This window comes from uncultured Limimaricola sp. (assembly GCF_964022235.1).
In the GTDB taxonomy this organism is placed as follows: Bacteria; Pseudomonadota; Alphaproteobacteria; order Rhodobacterales; family Rhodobacteraceae; genus Limimaricola.
The window spans coordinates 83014-101741 of record NZ_CAXHZL010000004.1 but is presented as its reverse complement, the minus strand read 5'-3'; the positions used below and the strand labels follow the sequence as shown (position 1 = coordinate 101741).

18 protein-coding genes are annotated in these 18728 nt (G+C 67.6%); 1 reads left to right on the top strand and 17 read right to left on the bottom strand.

Annotation, left to right across the window (positions count from 1 at the left end; all coding sequences use genetic code 11):
• Window positions 1-14: 14 nt before the first annotated feature.
• The 12 genes from AADJ02_RS07210 to AADJ02_RS07155 form a co-directional block, all read right to left on the bottom strand.
• On the bottom strand, window positions 15-1367 hold the full coding sequence (locus AADJ02_RS07210) for a cytochrome P450 (RefSeq protein WP_341212320.1): 1353 nt from the start codon (window positions 1365-1367) through the stop codon (window positions 15-17).
• On the bottom strand, window positions 1364-2590 hold the full coding sequence (locus tag AADJ02_RS07205; RefSeq protein WP_341212319.1) for a hypothetical protein: 1227 nt from the start codon (window positions 2588-2590) through the stop codon (window positions 1364-1366). The genes AADJ02_RS07210 and AADJ02_RS07205 overlap by 4 nt, the downstream gene beginning before the upstream one ends.
• A gap of 64 nt (window positions 2591-2654) precedes the next feature.
• Window positions 2655-3410 (bottom strand): cytochrome c biogenesis protein CcdA, encoded by a 756-nt coding sequence (locus AADJ02_RS07200; RefSeq protein WP_341212318.1) that lies wholly within the window; start codon window positions 3408-3410, stop codon window positions 2655-2657.
• A gap of 107 nt (window positions 3411-3517) precedes the next feature.
• Window positions 3518-4555: an ABC transporter ATP-binding protein gene (locus AADJ02_RS07195; protein WP_341212317.1), complete on the bottom strand. Its 1038-nt coding sequence runs from the start codon at window positions 4553-4555 to the stop codon at window positions 3518-3520.
• Window positions 4552-5349: an ABC transporter permease subunit gene (locus tag AADJ02_RS07190; protein ID WP_341212316.1), complete on the bottom strand. Its 798-nt coding sequence runs from the start codon at window positions 5347-5349 to the stop codon at window positions 4552-4554. Before AADJ02_RS07190 ends, AADJ02_RS07195 begins: the two co-directional genes overlap by 4 nt.
• On the bottom strand, window positions 5346-6176 hold the full coding sequence (locus tag AADJ02_RS07185) for an ABC transporter permease subunit (RefSeq protein WP_341212315.1): 831 nt from the start codon (window positions 6174-6176) through the stop codon (window positions 5346-5348). The genes AADJ02_RS07190 and AADJ02_RS07185 overlap by 4 nt, the downstream gene beginning before the upstream one ends.
• A 1-nt stretch (window position 6177) precedes the next feature.
• The gene (locus AADJ02_RS07180) at window positions 6178-7407 is read right to left on the bottom strand and encodes an ABC transporter substrate-binding protein (RefSeq protein WP_341212314.1); all 1230 of its coding nucleotides are present in this window, start codon (window positions 7405-7407) and stop codon (window positions 6178-6180) included.
• Window positions 7408-7539: 132 nt separating this feature from the next.
• Complete coding sequence (locus AADJ02_RS07175; protein WP_341212313.1) at window positions 7540-8697, bottom strand: c-type cytochrome; 1158 nt, start codon at window positions 8695-8697, stop codon at window positions 7540-7542.
• Window positions 8694-9287 (bottom strand): cytochrome c oxidase assembly protein, encoded by a 594-nt coding sequence (locus AADJ02_RS07170; protein WP_341212312.1) that lies wholly within the window; start codon window positions 9285-9287, stop codon window positions 8694-8696. Before AADJ02_RS07170 ends, AADJ02_RS07175 begins: the two co-directional genes overlap by 4 nt.
• Complete coding sequence (locus AADJ02_RS07165) at window positions 9284-9706, bottom strand: hypothetical protein (protein WP_341212311.1); 423 nt, start codon at window positions 9704-9706, stop codon at window positions 9284-9286. The genes AADJ02_RS07170 and AADJ02_RS07165 overlap by 4 nt, the downstream gene beginning before the upstream one ends.
• A gap of 10 nt (window positions 9707-9716) precedes the next feature.
• Entirely contained in the window at window positions 9717-12287 is a 2571-nt protein-coding gene (gene ctaD / locus AADJ02_RS07160) for a cytochrome c oxidase subunit I (RefSeq protein ID WP_341212310.1), read from the bottom strand.
• Entirely contained in the window at window positions 12284-13294 is a 1011-nt protein-coding gene (locus AADJ02_RS07155) for a c-type cytochrome (RefSeq protein WP_341212309.1), read from the bottom strand. The genes ctaD and AADJ02_RS07155 overlap by 4 nt, the downstream gene beginning before the upstream one ends.
• A gap of 161 nt (window positions 13295-13455) precedes the next feature.
• Between AADJ02_RS07155 and AADJ02_RS07150 the strand changes: the two genes are divergently transcribed.
• Window positions 13456-14118 carry a hypothetical protein gene (locus AADJ02_RS07150; protein ID WP_341212308.1) on the top strand — a complete coding sequence of 221 codons (663 nt, stop codon included), beginning with the start codon at window positions 13456-13458 and terminating at the stop codon, window positions 14116-14118.
• Here AADJ02_RS07150 and queE read toward each other — a convergent pair.
• The 5 genes from queE to AADJ02_RS07125 form a co-directional block, all read right to left on the bottom strand.
• On the bottom strand, window positions 14115-14834 hold the full coding sequence (queE, locus tag AADJ02_RS07145) for a 7-carboxy-7-deazaguanine synthase QueE (protein ID WP_341212307.1): 720 nt from the start codon (window positions 14832-14834) through the stop codon (window positions 14115-14117). The genes AADJ02_RS07150 and queE overlap by 4 nt on opposite strands.
• A complete protein-coding gene (locus AADJ02_RS07140; RefSeq protein ID WP_341212306.1) occupies window positions 14831-15199 on the bottom strand; it encodes a 6-carboxytetrahydropterin synthase in 369 nt (122 codons plus the stop codon). Before AADJ02_RS07140 ends, queE begins: the two co-directional genes overlap by 4 nt.
• The gene (queC, locus tag AADJ02_RS07135; RefSeq protein ID WP_341212305.1) at window positions 15199-15897 is read right to left on the bottom strand and encodes a 7-cyano-7-deazaguanine synthase QueC; all 699 of its coding nucleotides are present in this window, start codon (window positions 15895-15897) and stop codon (window positions 15199-15201) included. The genes AADJ02_RS07140 and queC overlap by 1 nt, the downstream gene beginning before the upstream one ends.
• Before the next feature lie 94 nt (window positions 15898-15991).
• The gene (locus tag AADJ02_RS07130; RefSeq protein WP_341212304.1) at window positions 15992-18052 is read right to left on the bottom strand and encodes an NAD(+) synthase; all 2061 of its coding nucleotides are present in this window, start codon (window positions 18050-18052) and stop codon (window positions 15992-15994) included.
• A gap of 88 nt (window positions 18053-18140) precedes the next feature.
• A complete protein-coding gene (locus AADJ02_RS07125) occupies window positions 18141-18728 on the bottom strand; it encodes an exopolysaccharide biosynthesis protein (RefSeq protein ID WP_341212303.1) in 588 nt (195 codons plus the stop codon).

Here is an 18728-nt window from a genome sequence, read left to right as displayed (position 1 = left end):
AAGAGTTTTGCCCATCAACGCTTCCAAACGCGTAGCCTGATCCCATCTTTCGCACGTACCGTCAGATGCGCCACTGGCACCGGCACGCTACCCTCCACGGCCTCGAAGCGATACCGTGCCAGCAGTGCCGCCAGCAGCACCGCCGCCTCGGCCATGGCAAAGCCCGCGCCGGGGCAGACGCGCGGCCCGGCGCTGAACGGCAGGAAGGCCCGCCGGGCGCTGTCTTTCGTCTCGGCCCGGCTCCAGCGGTCGGGGTCGAAGGCGTCGGGGCTGTCCCAGAACCGCTCGTGCCGGTGCAGGTGCCATGGCGACAACACCACCTGAGTGCCACGCCCGAGCGCGCGGTCGCGGAACCGCTCGGGCCGGGTCGTCTCCCGCACCATCATCGGCACCGGCGGATAGAGCCGCAGCGCCTCGCGCGTGCAATCGCGAATGAGCTTCAGCTTGGAAAGCCCTGAGAACTCACCCGAAAACGCCATCGCCTCCACGGCTGCCCGGTCCTGCACCTCGGGATGCGTGGCCATGAGGTAGAGCGTCCACCCCAACGTCGATGCGCTGGTCTCGTGCCCGGCGAGGAAGAAAATTGCCACCTGATCGACCATCTCCTGTGGCGAAAACCGCTCCCCCGTCTCTGGATCCGGCGTGGTCATGATTTTGGTGGCGAGGTCGGGCGGCGCTTTGCCCGTTGCGATTGCCTCGGCCCGTGCCGTCACCAGACCTGCGATCAACGCGCGGATCCGCCGTGCCGTGCGCCGCGTCTCGCGCGAGTGCAGACGCGGCATCCAAGACGGCCCCTTCACGAAGGCCGCGAGGTTCAAGAGCGGCTGGCTGCGTTGATGCGTGTGGAACGCCTCAAAGGTCGCGCGCGCCGTCTCATGCTCGATCGGGATCGAGAACAGCGTGCGAAAGATCACGTCGGCGGCGGCATGGCTCGCTTGCGCCTCGACCTCGACCGCGCGCCCGTCAGCCAAGGGGGCGAGCCGCGCCACCGCCGCCTTGCCCGCCGCCCGCATCGCGGCAAAGCTCTCGCGCAGCTTGCCACCCTCGAAGGCCGGGTCGATGATCCGCCGCTGCCGCTCCCATACCGCGCCGTTGGTGAGAAACACCGAAGCCCCCAAGAGAGGGCGCAGCCCTACGCCGATCCTCTCGGATTTGGGAAAATCGCGGGGTCGTTCGTTGAGTATCAGCCGCAGCAGGGCCGGATCGTTGACCAGCACCGAGCGGAAGAACGGCGTACGGAATTCAGCCATCCAAGCGCGGTAGAGCCGCGCGGGCTGGGCCGAAAGGATGTCGGTGCGAAACAGCCGCAGGTGCCGCCAGAGCGACACCCGTGGCGCTCGGGCGGTAGGCTTGGGCGGCAGGCTCATGCGGTGATGGTGTGCGGCGACAGCGCGCGGCGGATCGCCTGTCGCGACGGCGCACGATCCGCGAACCGCTCGGCCAGCGTCAGCGGCCCGGCGGTGACGCGGAAATAGTCGTAGTCGCCGGGTCGGTCGAATGCGCAGAGATACTGGAAATGCAGCCGAAAGAAGCGCCAGCGCAGCTCGCGCCAGCGCGCCGGGCTCAGTGTGCGGGTGAAGGCCGCTGAGATCACCAGCGGCCAGCGCTGAGCCTCGGGCGCCACGCCGGACACCGCCACCGGGTCACACAGCGCAAAGGCGCAGCCGTCGCCGGGTGCCGTCACGTCGAGCCATGTTAGCTCCTCTCGCGCCGAGAGATAGGCCAGATCGGCGCGCAGGCGGCGGGCCTCGGGCAGAAACGACATCATCGGCACCACCTGCCCCAGCGACAAGAAACCCAAGGCCGGCCCGCCTTCGGGCCAGCGACCGGCGCGGATCAGATCCGACAGCACCGAAACCGCGAGGTGCGCCCCCGAGGAATGACCCACCACCAGCACCTCGTCGACATCCTCGCGCAAGGCTGCGGCGATGTGGTTCTCGAACAGCGCCAACCGCGCCTCGAGTGCCGCGGGGTTGGCCCCGCCCCAACGCGCGGCAAAGGCATAGTCATGCATCAGGTAATAGGCAAAGAACCTGCGGTCATGGCGGCGAAACCAATGCAGCACGCCCCAGACCACCACCGCCAGCACCGGCCAGAACGCCAGCCCGCCCGGCAGTCTGGCCCACCGCGCAGGCATGTCCGCGAGCCCGCCCGCCACAGCGCCCAGACCCAGCGCCAGCCCAAGCTGCACCAGAAGCATCACCACCGGGTAGAGTGCCGCGATCACCGGCCCCTTGCGTAGCCGCATCAGCCGCCCCAGCGCCCCGCTCGCGATATAGGTCCATGCGGTGCGCAGCAGTTGCCCATAGGTCGCGAGAATCCCGCCCTGCATCTGCTCGCGCACGATGTCCGACCAGATCAGCACCTCGAACTCGGTCCGCACCTCGCCGCCCTCGATCCGGGCCGAGACGTCCCAGCCGAAGCGACGGCCCTTGGCAGGCGAAAGAGTGAGGTCGAAGCCCGATATCTCCGCCTGTGCGGCCGCCTCGCTGCGGTACAGCTCGCGGTAGCGGCGCGGGTGGATCGGGTCGAAACCGGGGATGTAGAACACCCGCCGCCGGCGCACCCGTTGCATCGATGATCCGTCCATGACCGCCCCCTTTCTCCGTCAGACTAGAGGAGGAAGCGGGCCACCATAAGGCCGAATGCGGGCGTCAGCCGAGTGCTGCGAGCGAGGGAAAGGTTTCGAGCAGCCAGAAGCTGAAGTCCGAGAATTGACCTGTCAGCATCATCAAACCCACGGTCCAGAGCAGCAGCCCCGAAGTCCGCTCGATCCGGCCCATGTGCCGCTTCATCCAGGCCATCGCTCCGCCAAGCCGCGGGAAAAACGCCGCGACCAGCAGGAAAGGAATGCCCAGCCCCGCGGCGTAGACCGCCAGCAGCGCCGCCCCGCGCGTCACATCCGCTTCGGTCGCGGCCAGCCCGAGGATGGTGCCGAGGATCGGGCCAAGGCAGGGCGTCCAGCCGAAGGCAAAGGCGAGGCCCAGCACATAGGCCCCAAAGGCCGAGCCGCCCCGATCGCCGCCCGACACCCGCGCCTCACGATCGAGAAAGGGGATGCGGATGACACCGGTGAAATGCGCGCCGAAGATCATGATGGTGATCCCCGCGATGATGTTGAACCAATCCTGAAACTGCAAGAACGCCCGGCCCAAAGCCGAAAAGGCGACGCCGAGCAGCAAGAACACCGTCGAAAGGCCGAGAACGAAGAACAGCGCCGCCGTCATGACGCGCCGCCGATCGCCCTTGGGGGCCGAGAGGTCCGTGACCGACACCCCGCCCATATAGGCGAGATAGGGCGGCACGATCGGCAGCACGCAGGGGCTCAGGAAGGACAGAAGCCCCGCCGACAGCGCGATCATCATCGCGGGCAGAAGTGTCGCGTCGAGGATCATGTCGGCTGAAAACATCGGGGGTACTCCTTTGGTTCGGCGAGGCTATCAGCCGCCGCGCTGGGCGTCACCAGCCCGGCTCTCACTTGGTCGTGCGGCAATGTGTCAGTCCCGCGCGGAAAGGATTAGACGCCGGGCAGCACCCACAACGCCTCGCGCGGGAGCCGCCAGCGGACGTCCTGCCCCGGCACGGCGCCGCGCGCCGCGCCCGCGCGCATCAGCGCCTCGAGCCTCAGCCCCGCGACCTCGGCCGTGATCCGGGTGAGCAGCCCCTCGAACCGGGTCTCGATCACCCGCAGCGTCACCGCGTTCTCGCCGTCGCCCGGCTCGATCGCTTCGGGGCGCAGCGTCAGGCAGCCTTCGCCTTCGGGTGCCCCCTCGGGCAAGGTCAGTTGCCCCAGCGGGCCGTCGAACGCCCCGTCCGAGGAACGGCCGGGGATGAAGTTGCAGCCGCCGAAAAAGCGCGCCACGTCGAGATCGGCGGGCCGGTTCCAAAGCGCCGCCCCCGCGCCGATCTGATGGATGCGGCCGCCCAGCATCAGGGCGACACGGTCGCCCAGCACCGCCGCCTCTTCCTGATCATGCGTCACCACCAGCGTGGTGATCCCGGTCTCTCGTTGCAGGCGGCGGATCAGGGCGCGCATTTCGGTCCGCAGATGCGCATCGAGCGAAGACAGCGGCTCGTCAAGCAGCAGCAATCCGGGCTTCAACACCAACGCGCGGGCCAGCGCCACGCGCTGGCGCTGGCCGCCGGACAACTCGTGCGGGCGGCGGTGGCCGAGATCGCCAAGTTGCACCTGCGCCAGCGCCTCGGCCACGCGCGCGGCGATCTCGCGCTTGGGGCGGCGCTGCATCCTGAGGCCGAAGCCGACGTTGGTGGCCACGTCCATATGCGCAAAGAGCTGGCCCGACTGGAACACCAGCACCGCCTCGCGCCGTTCCGGCGGCAGATGCCCGACCGAGGCCCCGTCAAAGCGCACCTCACCCGCATCGGGGCCGATCAGCCCGGCGATGACGCGCAGCGCCGTGGTCTTGCCGCAGCCCGAAGGACCCAAGAGCGCCACCATCTCGCCATCCGCGACATCGAGCGACAGCGCATCGAGCGCAGGGCGCTCCGCGCCGGGATGGCGCAGCTGCAGGTTTTCGAGCGTCAGCCGCGTCACCGCGTTCCTCCGAATGTCATGCCGCGCCCCGACAGCTGCCGCGCCACCAGCGCGAGGATGACGAGGCCCGGCGCGAGGCTCAGCATGGCGAGCACGCCCGCCTGATCGTTGCGCCCCGCGCCTGCTTGCGCATAGAGCAGGAGCGGCAGCGTCACCACCCGGCCACCGCCGATGGTCAGCGTCAGGATGTATTGCGACCACGAGACGAGAAAGGCGAAGAGCCCCGCCACCATGACGCCCGGCGCGATAGCGGGCAGCATGACGTGCCACAGCACCTGAAGGGGGCGCGCGCCGAGGCTGCGGGCCTGGGCCTCGGCCTCGGCGTCGTAATTGGCAAAGACGCCGGACATGACGAAGATCACGTAAGGCAGCGTCGGCACGAGATGCACCAGCACCACGCCAAGCGCGGAATTGGTCAGCCCCAGCCGCAGGAAAACGCCGTGGACCCCGAGGCCCACCGCGATGCCCGGCACGATCACCGGGGCGAGCAGCGCAAGCTCCACCAGAGCCTTGCCGCGGAAGCGATAGAGCCCGAGCGCCCGGCCCGCCGGAATGCCAAGCGCCAGCGCGAGCCCCGCCGCTGCCAGCGCGATGAGCGTCGTGGTCAGCAGCGCACCAGGGATGTCTGAGCGCGGCGCGAAGGCGCGCATCCATGGCTCGAGTGTCCATGTCGCGGGCAGGATCTGCGGAAAGAACCAGCCGCGCGCCACCGACCACAGGGCCAGCGGCACCAGCGGCGCCATCAGCGCCGCGATCAGCACGAGGCCGAGCGCCGTACGCATCCGCGCGCTCATGACCGCCCCGCAAAGGCCGCGCGAATGAGCAGCGCCGAGACCAGCGCGATCAGCATGGCCAGAGCCATCGCCTCGGGGCGCGCGGCGAGGTCAGGATCGGTGAAGCGCTGCCATGCCAGCACCGGCAGCGCGGTGGGCGCGCTCTGGCCCAGGAGCACGGGCACCTCCCACGCACCGAAGGAAAAGGCGAAGACGATGGCGCCCGCGCGGATCAGAGCGGGGCGCAGCAGCGGCAGCAGCACGAGGCGCATGGCGGCAAAGGGAGAGGCCCCGAGCGAGCGCGCGGCGGCCTCGGGGTCGTCGCCCAGAGACTGCATATTGGCCAGCAGGATCAGCCCGATGAAAGGCACCTCCTTCCAGACGTAATGCGCGATGATGCCGATGGCGTAGCGGTCCTGCGTCAGCGCCGGAAACCCGGCGGGGCCGTCGATCAGCCCGGTTCCGGCCGAGAGCCGTGCAAGGAAGCCCGACTGCGACAGGAGCCACAGGATACCCAGCGCGCCGACCGCGTGCGGGATGGTGAGGTTGATCTGGAACAGCAGCCGCGCCAGCCCCTGCCCCGGAAAGCGACGGCGGAGCAGCAGCGCCGCGCCAAGACCGATGACGCAGGCCAGCGCGGTCGAGGCAAAGGCGATCCAGAGCGACAGGCCGAGCGAGCGCCAGACGCGGCCTTCCGACAGCACGGCCGACCACGCGTCAAACGTGAAACCGCCGCGCCCCATGCCAAAGGAGCCCATCAGCCCCAGCACGAGGCCGCCGCCGAACAGCACCGCTGTCACGCCAAGCGCGGGCGCGAGCGACAGCCATGGATGCCCGCGCCCGATCACCTCAATTGCCGACGTTTGCGATCCAGCCGTCCTCGATGGCCGAGGTCCAGTCAGCCTGAAGCTCGGGAAGCGCCGCCTGCCCCAACTCCTCGATCGAGACGACCGACGGGTGCCGTTCCAGCGCCGCAAAGCCCGCCTGCACCTCTTGGGAGGCGCGATCCGGCTCGATCACCGTGGCCGCGCCCCAGACATCCGGCTGCGCCTTTTCAAGCTGTGCTTCGCCAGAGAGCAGCAGGTTCTGCGTCACCATGGCAGCGGCCTTGTTCGCGGCGTTGACCGGGATCACCATGTAGTTGGTGTTGGCCAAGGTGCCGTCGGTGAGCCCATAGGACTGCGCCGTTTCGGGGAAGATACCGTTGACCACCGCCGTGCCGACCTCTGCCGGGTCATAGGTGAAGAACAGGTCCACTTCTTGGTTGGCGAACATCTGTTGCAGCTGGGTAATCGAGGTCGGATAGGTCGCGCCCTCGCGCCAGAGCGACGGCTCCAGATCGTTGAGGATCTGCCAGGTCTCGGCGGCCACCTCGTCGAACCTTGCCTGATCGAAGGGGCCGATCAGCGCGTCCGCACCGCCCGCGAAATGGGTGAAGACGTGGCGCACGAAGGCGGCGCCGGTGAAATCGGGCGGCGCGGGATAGGTGAAGCGACCGGGGTTCGCCTCTGCCCAGCCCAGCAGTTCGGGGATCGAGCGCGGCGGCGCGTCGGTGCGGGCGGTGTCATGGGCAAAGGCGAATTGCACCCGGCTCCACGGCACCTCGCAGCCCTCGACCGGCGTGCCGAAGTCGTTGGCGATGGCGGGGTTGTCGAAGTTGACGAGCGCCGCGTTCGGCAGTTTGTCCACATACCCGCACCATGCGAGATCGCCCTGCTTCATGGTGCGGAAGTTTTCGCCGTTGATCCAGATCATGTCGACCGCGCCCGCTTTGGCCCCGGCCTCGACCTCGCCCAGCACGATGTTCACCGCCTCGGCCGTGTCGGTGAGCGGCACGCGGTTGAGGGTGATGCCGTAATCCTCTTCGAGCAGGCCACCGATGTAGTCCGAGACATAGGCATTGATGTTGTCGGCCCCGCCCCACATGAAGACATTGACCTCGCCGCCGCGGGCCGCCTCGACGATCTCGTCCCAGCTTTGACCCAGCAGCGCCTCCGTGTCCGACGTACCATCCTGCGCATGGGCCATGCCCCCCGCGAGGATCAGCGCACCGCCCAGCCCTGCCATCATCCGCACCATGTCGTCCTCCTGTCGGTCGCGCCGGGTCGTGTCGCCCGGCCTCGGTGTCAGGGTAGTGCCTTTGCGCCGGGATCGGCGCAACACACCAAAATGTCAGGGCCTTGCAACACGGCCCTGCAGCAACGGCGCGGCTCAGTGGTCGACGGGCTGGCGCATCGGGTTGGGATCGCTCCCTTGTGCCTTCCGCGCGTTGGATACCTCCCCCGTGACCGGATCGAGCGAGGCATACCACGCGGCAAGCGCCTCGATCTCGTCCTCCTCCAACTCCTGCGCCGCGACGCGCATCAGGTTGTAGGCCTCGGTGCCGCCACGCACGCCGTCGCGCCAGAGCCGGAGCTGGGTAATCAGATAGGCCTCGTCCTGACCGGCGAGCGGCGGAAATTTTCCGTCCAGATCATCGCCGCCAAAGCCCGCGAGATCGCGCGGCCCCGGACCATGGCAGGCGGTGCAGGCGGGCACGTCGTCGGTGCCCGCGCGGGCCAGCACCGCGCCGCGGTCCAGCGTCTCGGCGTCGGGCACGCGGGCGGACGGGCTGCGCTCTGACGGCGCGCTTTCGGCGAACCATTCGGCGAGGTCGCGCAGTGCCGCAGGGCTCAGCGCCGTCGCCGCCTGCTGCATGATCCCGCTCTCGCGCCGCCCCTCGCGGTAGGCCATTAGCGAGGCTTCGATGTAATCGGCGTCGAAGATGTCGAGACGCGGCACATGCGCCTGCGTGCCGCCGTGGCATCCCGCGCACCACGCCGCCCCCTCGGGGGCGTCCATGTCCTCTCGCGCGGTGATCTGCAGCTGCCGCTCGGGTGTGACCACTTCGGTCTGGATGCCCCGCAGATAGGCCACGACGGCCCAGACGTCGTCTTCGCGCGACGAGGGCCAAGGCGGCATGCCCGACATCTTCACGCCCTCGAAGACGATCCAGTGCAGCTCATCGGCGCTCCAGTTCCCCACGGCCTCAAGGATATGCGGCGGCTCGGGGTTCATGCCCCGCACGGTGGCGCTGCGCTCTTGGCCCGGCACCGCGTGGCACATCGCGCAGGCGGTCTCGAAATGCCGCGCGCCAAGCTCGACCAGCGTCGGGTCGGTGAGATCCGGCGCGGGCGTCTCGGGCGCACCGGCGCGAAGGTCGACCGACTGGCGGAACGTCGTGTGCAGCGCCCAGTAGACGGGCGGCAGATGGCCCGCGCGGGCCGACACGTTGTAAAGCCCGAAGGCCACCGTCGCGCCGCCCGCCACGGCCCCCAGCCCCGCCAGGACACCAAGCGTGGCCAGAACCGTCCTTGTCCGCTGCTTCATGCCGCGGTCTCCTTTTCGTTCACCGCTCGGGAGGTGAGCCACAGCCCCGCCACGAGATAGACCGGCGTGCCGATGCCCAGCATCAACATGCCGCCAAGTTGCTGACCGCTCAGGTTCGGCAGCAGCCCGCACCACGCGGAATAGAGATCGCGCGGCGCGAGGATCAACAGCGCGCCCAGCAGCGTCATGTGCATAGAGGTCAAAAGCAGCCCCCCCGCCCCCGCAAGCGGATGGCTCGCGCGCAGGCAGCCTGCCCAGACCAGCAGGCCGACCAGCAGGAAGCTCGCCTGCTCGGCGACAAAGCCCGCGTCGGCGCGGTAGGCCAGGCCATGCGCGCGCGGCAGATGCCAGCCCCAGACCACCGCGAATTCGAGAGCGGCGGCGGCGATCGGGTGCAGCGCCAAGGCCCGCGCCACCCAGGGCCAGCCGATGATCAGAAGCGGGGCCGCCAGCGCCACCAGCGTCATGTGCCGCAGCATATGCCCCGCGAAAGCCGATCCGAGCCACATCGAGAGCGGCGCGACCCAGACCGCGACCAAAAGCCCGACCCCGAGGATCAGCGGCACTGGTCTGATCGGGCCAGACCTCACCGGCAGGTGCCCAAGATCACGATGGGCAAGGTGTCAAAGGCCACACCGATGAAGGACACGATCGCCAGCAGGAACCCCGCATGGCCGAGAAACTGGTGCCGGTCCTCGGCGCTTCCCGCAGGGTTCGAGAATTCGCCGGTGCCGCGCACGTCCCACCGCTGAAAGGCACGCCAGCCGATCCATGCAATGGCGGCCAGCATCGCCAGCGTCATCACGATCAGCCCCGCGCGCAGGGTGCCCATCGAATACATCTGCTCGTAGCGAAAGCAGTAGACCGAGACGGCAGCGTAGCTGATCGCGAAGTGGAACGCCCAGATGGTGGGGGCAAAGGCGATCCGCCACAGGCTCTCGCGCTCCTCGCCGAACTCGTGCTCGTCCTCGCGCGGGTGCGGTTGGCGGTCGTGGTCGTTGCTGCTCATGCCGCCTCCCTCACATCAACCGGGGCACGAGGCCCATCATCGCACCGGTCACCAAGGCGGTGATCCCCATGAAATGCCAAAACAGCGTGACGTTCCACAGATCCGCGTCGTAGCGCGGGGTGAGTTTGCCGAAGATCGATCCCGCGAGGCAATAGAGCTGCATGATCGTGCCCAGCGCCCCATGCGCCACGACCCAGATCATCAGAGCCCACATCATCGCCGGGTAGACATGGCTGGTCGGATCGAGATCGAGCACGGAGATGCCGAAGCCTGCCATCCCCGACAGCGTCAGGATCGGCGCCAGCGCCAGCGCGCCCCGGGCCAGCCCGACGCGCCCCGCCCGGTTCAGGCCCCGCGCGGCCCGCGTCAGTGCCCAAGACACCGCGAAAGCCGCCGTGGCCAGCGCCACGAGATAGCCGCTCGCATGCTCCGCACCGGGCGGCGGAAAGGCGGTGTTCGAGGTCCAGTAGAAGAACGCGCCGAACACCAGAGAGGCGAAGGCCGTGGAATCGCCCAGCATGGTGATCCACACCGCCCACCAGCCCACCGCCTGCGGGCCCGCCGCATAGGTCGGGAGGCTGAGACCAAGGCCGACATCCTTCATGTCCTTCTCGGGCGGGCGCGCGGTCGAGGTCCAGAGCCAATAGAGGATGCAGACCACCGCGAAGGCCGCCGAAACGATGGCCGGAGTGTAGATGTGGAAGGTCGGCAGGATAAAGGCGCCCCCGGTGAAGGCCGCCGCCCAGATGGTGATGTAGGCGGGGCCGGTGACCCGCTGCACCTGGATCGGGCGCGCGTCGATCACGCTGGTCACGATGGTTTCGCGCAGCCCCTCCTCGGCGTCGGGGAGGTAGTAGCGCCCCTGATCCATGCGATCCACCAGCTTGGGCTGGTCCCACAGCGGGTAGCGCGAGGTGATGTGCGGGATCGAGCGGACGCCCCACTTGGTCTCGGGGATCTCATGGCTCCACTCGAGCGTGCCGGACCCCCACGGGTTGCGGGGGATCTGCGGCTGGTCCTTCTTGGGGCGGACGATGTCCCAGGCAAAGACCGCGAAGCCGGCGGCGACGATGAACGACCCCACGGTCGAGATCTGGTTCAGCCAGTCGATGCCAAGCCCCTCGGGGTAGGTGTAGACCCGGCGCGGCATGCCCAGAAGACCGGTGAGATGCATCGGCAGGAAGGTGATGTTGAAGCCGGTGAAGATCAGCCAGAACGACCAACGGCCCAAACGCTCCGAGAGCATCTTCTTGGCGATGAAGGGAAAGAAGTAATAGACCCCCGCGATCACCGGGAAGACCATGCCGCCGAACAGCGTGTAGTGCAGGTGCGCCACGATGAAATAGGTGTCGTGCACCTGCCAGTCGAAAGGGGCCACGGCGACCATGACGCCCGTGAGACCGCCTGCGGTGAAGATCGCCAGAGCGCCCGCGATCCACAGCATCGGCAACGTCATCTTCACCCGCCCCGCGATCAGCGTGGCAACGAAGGCGAAGAGCTGAATGCCGGTCGGGATCACCACCGCCTCGGACGCCGCCGAGAAAAAGCCGAGCGAGATGTTGGGCAGGCCGGTGGTGAACATGTGATGTACCCAGAGCCCGAAGCTCAGGAACCCCGTACCCACGGCCGAGAGCACGATCCACGAATAGCCCAGGATCGGGCGTCGTGCGACCGTCGGAACGATCATCGCTGCGATGGCGATCGAGGGCAGGAAGATGATGTAGACCTCCGGGTGACCGAAGATCCAGAACAGGTGCTGCCACAGCATCGGGTCGCCGCCGCGCGTATGATCGAAGAAGGGCCAGTCGAACGAGCGCTCCAGCTCGAACAGGAAATCGCCCGCGATCAGCGGCGGGAAGGCAAACAGGATCATGCCGCCGACCACCAGCACGTACCACGCGTAGAGCGGCATGACGTTGACGCGCATGCCGGGGGGGCGGCACTTCAGCGCGCCGACGATCAGCTCGACGGCCGCGGCGATCGAGGCCACCTCGATGAAGCTCAGACCCAAGAGCCAGATGTCCGAGCCGATGCCAAGTTCGAGCGTAGCCAAGGGCGGATACATGAACCAGCCCGCTTTGGGGGCCGCCGAAAACAGGATCGAGCCGATCACGAAGATGCCGCCGATCAGAAAGCTCCAGTAGCCATAGGCCGAGAGCCTCGGAAACGGCATGTCGCGCGCGCCTAGGAAGGCGGGCAGCAAAAGGATCGAGATCGCCTCGAACATCGGCACGGCGAAGAGGAACATCATCGCCGAGCCGTGCATGGTGAAGAGCTGGTTGAAGAGATCCGCCGAGATCAGGTCGTTCTCCGGCACCCAGAGTTGCAACCGCATCAAAAGCGCCATCACGCCCGCGATCAGCATGAACACGAAGGCGGTCATCGTGTACCAGACGCCGACTTCGGAGTTGTTCACGGCGGTCCAGTAGCGCCAGCCCTCGGGCGTCTTCCAAGCGCGGCCCAAGCGTTCCTTCTGTCTCTCCTGCACCTCAAGCGGCACCGGCTCGTTCAGCATCTCCTCGGTGGGCGGATAGATCCCTTCGGGCCTGAGGTCGCCTGCGGGGGTGTTGTGGTCGGTCATTCGAGGCCCTCGAGATAGGCGGCGATCGCGCCGATCTGCGCGTCTGTGAGGTGATCATAGGCGGGCATTTCGACGCCGGGCTTCCACGCGCCGGGGTTGGCGACCCATTTGGCGAAATCCTCGACGCTTGTGCCCAGCCGCCCGGCGGCGAGCGAGTGGCGCGAGCCGACATGGGTGAGGTCCGGCCCCACCTGCCCCACGGCGGGCGTGCCGCGCACCGCGTGGCAGGCGCCGCAGCCTTGGGCAAGAAACAGCGCCGCGCCGCGCCGGGCATCCTCACCTGCGGGGGGCACCGCATCGGCGGCCTCGGCGTCGAGCCATGCGGAAAAGGCGTCGGGCTCCATCACCTCGGCCTCGAACGCCATCCATGCGTGGCTCTCGCCGCAGAACTCGGCGCATTGGCCGCGGTAGACGCCCGGTTTCTCGGGCCCCAGCGTCATCTCGTTCACCCGGCCGGGAAACATGTCCATCTTGCCGCCCAAGCTCGGCACCCAGAACGAATGGATCACCTTCTTGCTGTCCAGAAGGAAGGTCGATCGCACGCCCGCCGGAAGCCGGATCTCGTTGGCGGTGATCACGGTCGAGCCGTCCTCGCGCTCGTATTCGACGCGCCACCACCACTGCTCGCCGGTCACGCGGATCACCGGCCCGTCGCCGGTGGCCCGCAGGTCGGGCATGATGGTCAGGCCGTAAACCAGCAGCGCGCCGAGCGTCACCGTCGGAAAGAAGATGCCACCCAGGATCACGAGCCAGTTGGCGAGGGTCTGCGAATGCTCGGCCGGGCTGCGGCGGGTGGCCCAGTAAAACAGCCCGTTCATGCCGATCCACAGCACCACCGCGCCGATGAGCATCACCCAGAACAGGTCGCCCAGAATGCGCGCGTCCTCTCCTGCGGGCACCAGCACCGACTGCCGCCCCTCGCAGGCGGCGAGCAGCAGGGGCAAAGCCAGAACCAGCCACGATGCCCGGCGCGGCAGATATCTACGGGCACGTGCGTCGCGGGTCATGTATCGTCCAAGAAAACAGCCGTCTGGCCTGGGTCACGACAATGAGAGCGCGCGCGGCGTTGCGGTCAACCTCCCCATGCCGTTAAAGGCGCGGCTTACGTGAAAAACACCGCCGGTCGGGACAAACGGGCCCACCATCTCTCTGAAAGGGCCGAACAATCATGCTGGACCGGATACGACCCATCCATGCCTTCATCACAGCCGGGCTGGCTCTCGTGCTGGCCATAGCCACCGGCATCGCTCTGCAGGATCTTGATCACCAGTTCCGCGAAAGTGGCATCGTCACCTATACCTCCGCAGCACTTCTGGCGCTGACAGCGGCGACGAGCCTGCGCATCGGCCGGCTGCGCCGCGAAGGCGCGGGATGGTCATGGCGCGATCCGCGCATCGTCTGGCTGGCGATCGGGCTGGGCTTTGTCTGGCTGGCGCTCGACGATCTTGCACAGATTCACGAGAACCTCGACCGGCTGCTGCACCGACTGGCCGGGATCGAGGAAACCCCGCTCACCGACCGGTTGGACGATCTGATCATCCTTGCCTACGGCCTCATCGGCGCGGGCGTCATGTGGGCTTGCCGCTCCGAGCTGCGGCGCTTTCCCCAGATGCTGGGCTGGCTTGCTACCGGCGCGGCGCTGCTGGTGCTGCAGGTGGCGATCGACGCGCTGCTCAACGACGCGTCATGGGTGCTGTTCTCGGGCTTTTCCGCCGCCCGGCCCGATCTCGCGCATGATCTGGGCGAGATCTTGGAGGAGAGCGTCAAGCTTCTCGCCGAAGCCGCGTTTCTAAGCGGCTTCATCAGGGCCCGGCACAGCCTCGCGGTCTAGACGCCGCGCTTGTTGCCCCAGATCAGCACGTGCAGCTGCGGCAGCACGCGTGCCTCGAACCAGCCATCGGCGAGCGTCCGGCTCACCACCCAGTCCATGCGGTCGGTGATGCCCTCCATGTCGATCTCGGCATCCTCGGCCTCGGGCGGCGGCGGGGTGTGGTTGCCGGGCTGCAGATAGACCGGGAGCTGCGGGTAGCGCGCGGCCACGTCGCGGGCCCAGAGGTAATCGGTCTCGTCGAAGACCACGATCTTCAGGATCGCCTCGGCCTCGCCCGCAGCCCTGAGGCAGTCGTCGAAGCGGTCCCAATCGGGCGTCTCGCCGGACGATGGGGGTTTGGGGGAAAGCACCAAGGGCTCCAACCGCGAGAACCAGTCGCGCGCGACCGAGCCTTGGGTCTCGAGCGCGAAACGGTAGCCAAGCGCGCGGCCGCGCTCGATCAGCGGGCCGCAGTCCTGAATTGCCGGGTTGCCGCCCGAGACGGTCACGGTGAGGGGCCGCCCGCCGGACAGCTCCACCACCCGTGCCCAGACCTCATCGGTTTGCATCGGCGTCCAGGTGTGGCGGTACTCGCTGTCGACCGAGTGCAGGCTGTCGCACCACGAGCAGCGGTAGTCGCAGCCGCCCAGCCGCACGAAGACCGTCGCCTGCCCGATCAGAGCGCCCTCGCCCTGGATCGTCGGGCCGAAGATCTCTGAGACGCGCAGCGTGCTCATGCCGCGCCTCGGGGCCGGTATTCCGCCCATGTCTTTGGCGTCTCGGAGATGCGGACGGCGCTGACCTGTTCCCAGCGCGCGCGCGCCCAATCGAAGATCGCCTTGGCCAGAACCTCGGAGGTCACGCCGTCATGTCCGAACACCTCGTTGAGGTGGCGGTGGTCGAGCGTATCGTCGATCCAACGCTTGAGCGGGTCGAGCGCGCGGTAGTCGAGCACGAAGCCGTTCTCGTCGAGCGCCTCTGCCCGAAGCTCGACCTCGGCGATGTAGTTGTGCCCGTGCAGCCGCGCGCAGGGGTGGTCGCCCGGCAGGCCGCAGAGCTGGTGGCTGGCGGAGAAGTGGAATTCCTTGGTGATCGTGTACATCACTTCGCCCCCCGCGCGACGGCCTCAAGCCAGAAGTCGGGGTCGGCATAGACCGTCGGGTCCGTGACGCCCGCAAGGTGGAACGCCTCGCGCCGCTCGACACAGGTGCCGCAGCGGCCGCAATGCGTCTCGCCGCCCTTGTAGCACGACCATGTTTCGGCGAACGGCGTATCGTACCGCGCGCCTTCCGTGACGATGGCCGATTTCGGCTCGTGCACGAAAGGCGTGTAGAGCCGGACGTCGGCATAGCCGTCGAGCGCCTGACGCTGCATCGCATCGAAAGCTTCGGTGAAGGCCGGGCGGCAATCGGGGTAGATGAAGTGATCGCCACCATGCACGGCCGTCGCCACTGCGTCGGCCTTCTGCGCCGCCGCGAGGCCGAAGGCCACGGCGAGCATGATCGCGTTGCGGTTCGGCACCACGGTCGATTTCATCGTCTCTTCGGCATAATGCCCGTCCGGCACATCGACATCGTCGGTGAGAGCCGATCCGGTCAGATGCGCGCCGATCGAGCGCATGTCGATCAGGTGGAACGGCACGCCGAGCCGCGTGGCGGCGGCGCGGGCAAAGTCCAGCTCCTTGGAGTGGCGCTGTCCGTAGTCGAAGGAGATGAGGCCCGCGAGTTCGTTCTCGGCGGCGACCTTGTGGGCGAGCGACACGCTATCGAGCCCGCCCGAGCAGATGACATAGGTTTTCATTTGATCCGTCCTTGTTTTGACCGGGTAGGCTGCGACCGGCGCCCGGACCATTCCGGGCGATCCCCTCTAGCGCATCTCGGCCGGACGGAAAAGATCAGCCTTCGGGCACGTTTTCGTGCAGCTCATCGACCCAGACGGCGGCAGAGGAATCCGACGGCGCGCGCCAGTCGCCGCGTGGGGATAGCGCGCCACCCGCCGAGACCTTGGGCCCGTTGGGCAGGGCAGAGCGTTTGAACTGCGAAAACCCGAAGAACCGCTTGAGAAAGTGCTCGAGCCAATGCCGGATCTCGGCGAGGTCGTATTGCTTGCGCTTGTCTTGCGGGAACCCGATCGGCCAGAGGCCCGCCTCGGCGTCGTGCCACGCGTGCCAGCACAGGAACGCCACCTTGGATGGTGGCAGCCCGTAGCGCATGATGTGGAACAAAAAGAAGTCGTTGAGCGCGTAGGGTCCGATCTTTTCCTCGGTGGATTGCAGCCCCCCCGCCGCATCGGCGGGCACCAGTTCGGGCGATATCTCGGTGTCGAGGATCGCGGTCAGGATGGCGTCGGTGGCCGGGTCGAACTGTTGCGACGTGACGGACCAGCGAATGAGATACTGGATCAGCGTCTTGGGCACGCCCGCGTTGACGGCGTAATGGCTCATCTGGTCGCCGACGCCGTAGGTGCACCAGCCCAGCGCCAGCTCGCTCAGATCGCCGGTGCCGACGACGATGCCCCGGTTCTGGTTCGCCAGCCGGAACAGGTAATCGGTGCGCAGTCCTGCCTGCACGTTCTCGAAGGTCACGTCATAGACCGGCTCGCCATCGGCAAAGGGGTGGCCCATGTCCTTGAGCATCTGCCTCGCGGCGGGGCGGATGTCGATTTCGGCTGCCGAAATGCCCATGGCGCGCATCAGCTTCCAGGCGTTGGACTTGGTGGCGTCGCCGGTGGCAAAGCCCGGCATGGTGTAGCCGAGGATCGTGTCGCGCGGCAGGCCCATCTTGTCACAGCACTTGGCCGCGACGATCAAAGCATGGGTGCTGTCGAGCCCGCCCGAGATGCCGATCACCAGCTTGCCACCGCCCACCGCCTCGAAGCGGCGGCGCAGGCCCTCCACCTGAATGTTGAACGCCTCGTAGCAGTCGAGATCGAGGTGGCTTTCGCGGTTCGGGACATAGGGAAAGCGGCGGATCGGGCGCAAAAGCCCGGCGTCCTCGAAATGCGGCTGGTGTTCGAACCGGATGCGCCGAAAGACCGGGGCCTGCCCTTTTCCTGCGTCGTTGTAGGTGCCGGTGCGCAGCCGCTCGTTCAAGAGCCGCTGCGTGTCGACATCGGCCATGCACAGCTCTGGCTCCAGATCGAAGCGCGTCGATTGCGCCAGCAGGTCGCCCATCTCGTAGATCGCGCCCTGCCCGTCCCATGCAAGGTCGGTGGTGCTCTCGCCCGGCCCTGCGGCGGAATAGGCATAGGCGGCAAAGCTGCGCATGCCATGGCTGCGGCACAGCACATGGCGGTCGTCGGATTTGCCGATGACGATGTTCGACGCCGAAAGGTTGGTGAGGATCAGCGCGCCTTCGGTGGCCGCCGCGCTCGACGGCGGCACGGGGGCCCAGAAATCCTCGCAAATCTCGGTGTGAAATATGAGGCCCGGAAGATCCTCGGCCTCGAAGATCAAATCGGTGCCGAACGGCACCTCCTGCCCCGCGATCCGCAGCATCCGCCCCGTGACGCCGCGCCCTTCGGCGAACCAGCGCTTTTCATAGAACTCGCGGTAGTTGGGCAGGAAGCTTTTCGGGACGATGCCCAGAATGCGCCCGCGCGAGATCGCCACGGCGCAGTTATAGAGCCGCCCTTCGTGCCGCAGCGGCGCGCCGATCAGCAGCACCGGGGCCAAAGCGGCGCTCTCCTCCACGATCCGCCCCACCGCCGCCTCCACGGCGTCCATGAGCGCGGTCTGAAGATGCAGGTCGTCGATGGCGTAGGAGGAGACGCAAAGCTCGGGGAACACCACGAGATCCGCCTTGGCGTCATGCGCGCGCCGGGCCTCGGCGATCACAGCGTCGCGGTTGAACGACACATCTGCGGGCCGCACACGCGGCGTCGCGGTGGCGACGCGGACAAAGCCGTGGCGGTGCAGGGAATGAAAGGCGTCGGGTCCCTTGCGCATGATCGTCATTTCGTCGTCTCCGGGCGTTGCGGGCGCCGCGACCATGCCGCGTACGCACGAAATGCGCCAGCCCTTCGCAAGTCCGACGGGGGCGCGTTCAGCCGCCCAACATACCCAGCCCGACGCCCAGCGCCACGACGCTCAACACGAAGCCCAAGGCCATCAGAAGCCCGTCGCGCAGCGTCATCGCCAAACCGATCGCCGCGATGGCGGCCATGGGTGCAGTGGAGGCAAAGGGCAAAAGCTCCAGCGGCGGCACGGTCAGGCACAACAGCACCACCACGACCCCGGCGATGCGCGACACCTTCGGACCGGTCAAGGCGCGGAGCCGCCCGTGAAACCAGCGGTCGAGCCAGCGGCCGATGCCGCGCAGCTTGTCGGCGGACTTGGCAAGCTTGTCGCCCGAGACCGAGCGGTTTTCGAGAAACCCCGGCAGCCACATTTCGTCGCGGCCCATGACGATCTGGATCGCGAACAGCGCGATGATCAGCGCCAGCAGCGTCGGGATGCCGGGAATGCCGCCGATGGGCGAGATCTCGATCAGCGCGGGCACGAAAAGAAACGGGCCGAAGCCACGATCCCCCAGCGCGTCGGTGACGTCGCCGACCGTGGCGCGGTCGTCGTCGCGGCCTTCCTGCTCCAACCGATCGAGGATGTCCTCGACCGCGTGCGACTCACGACCCAT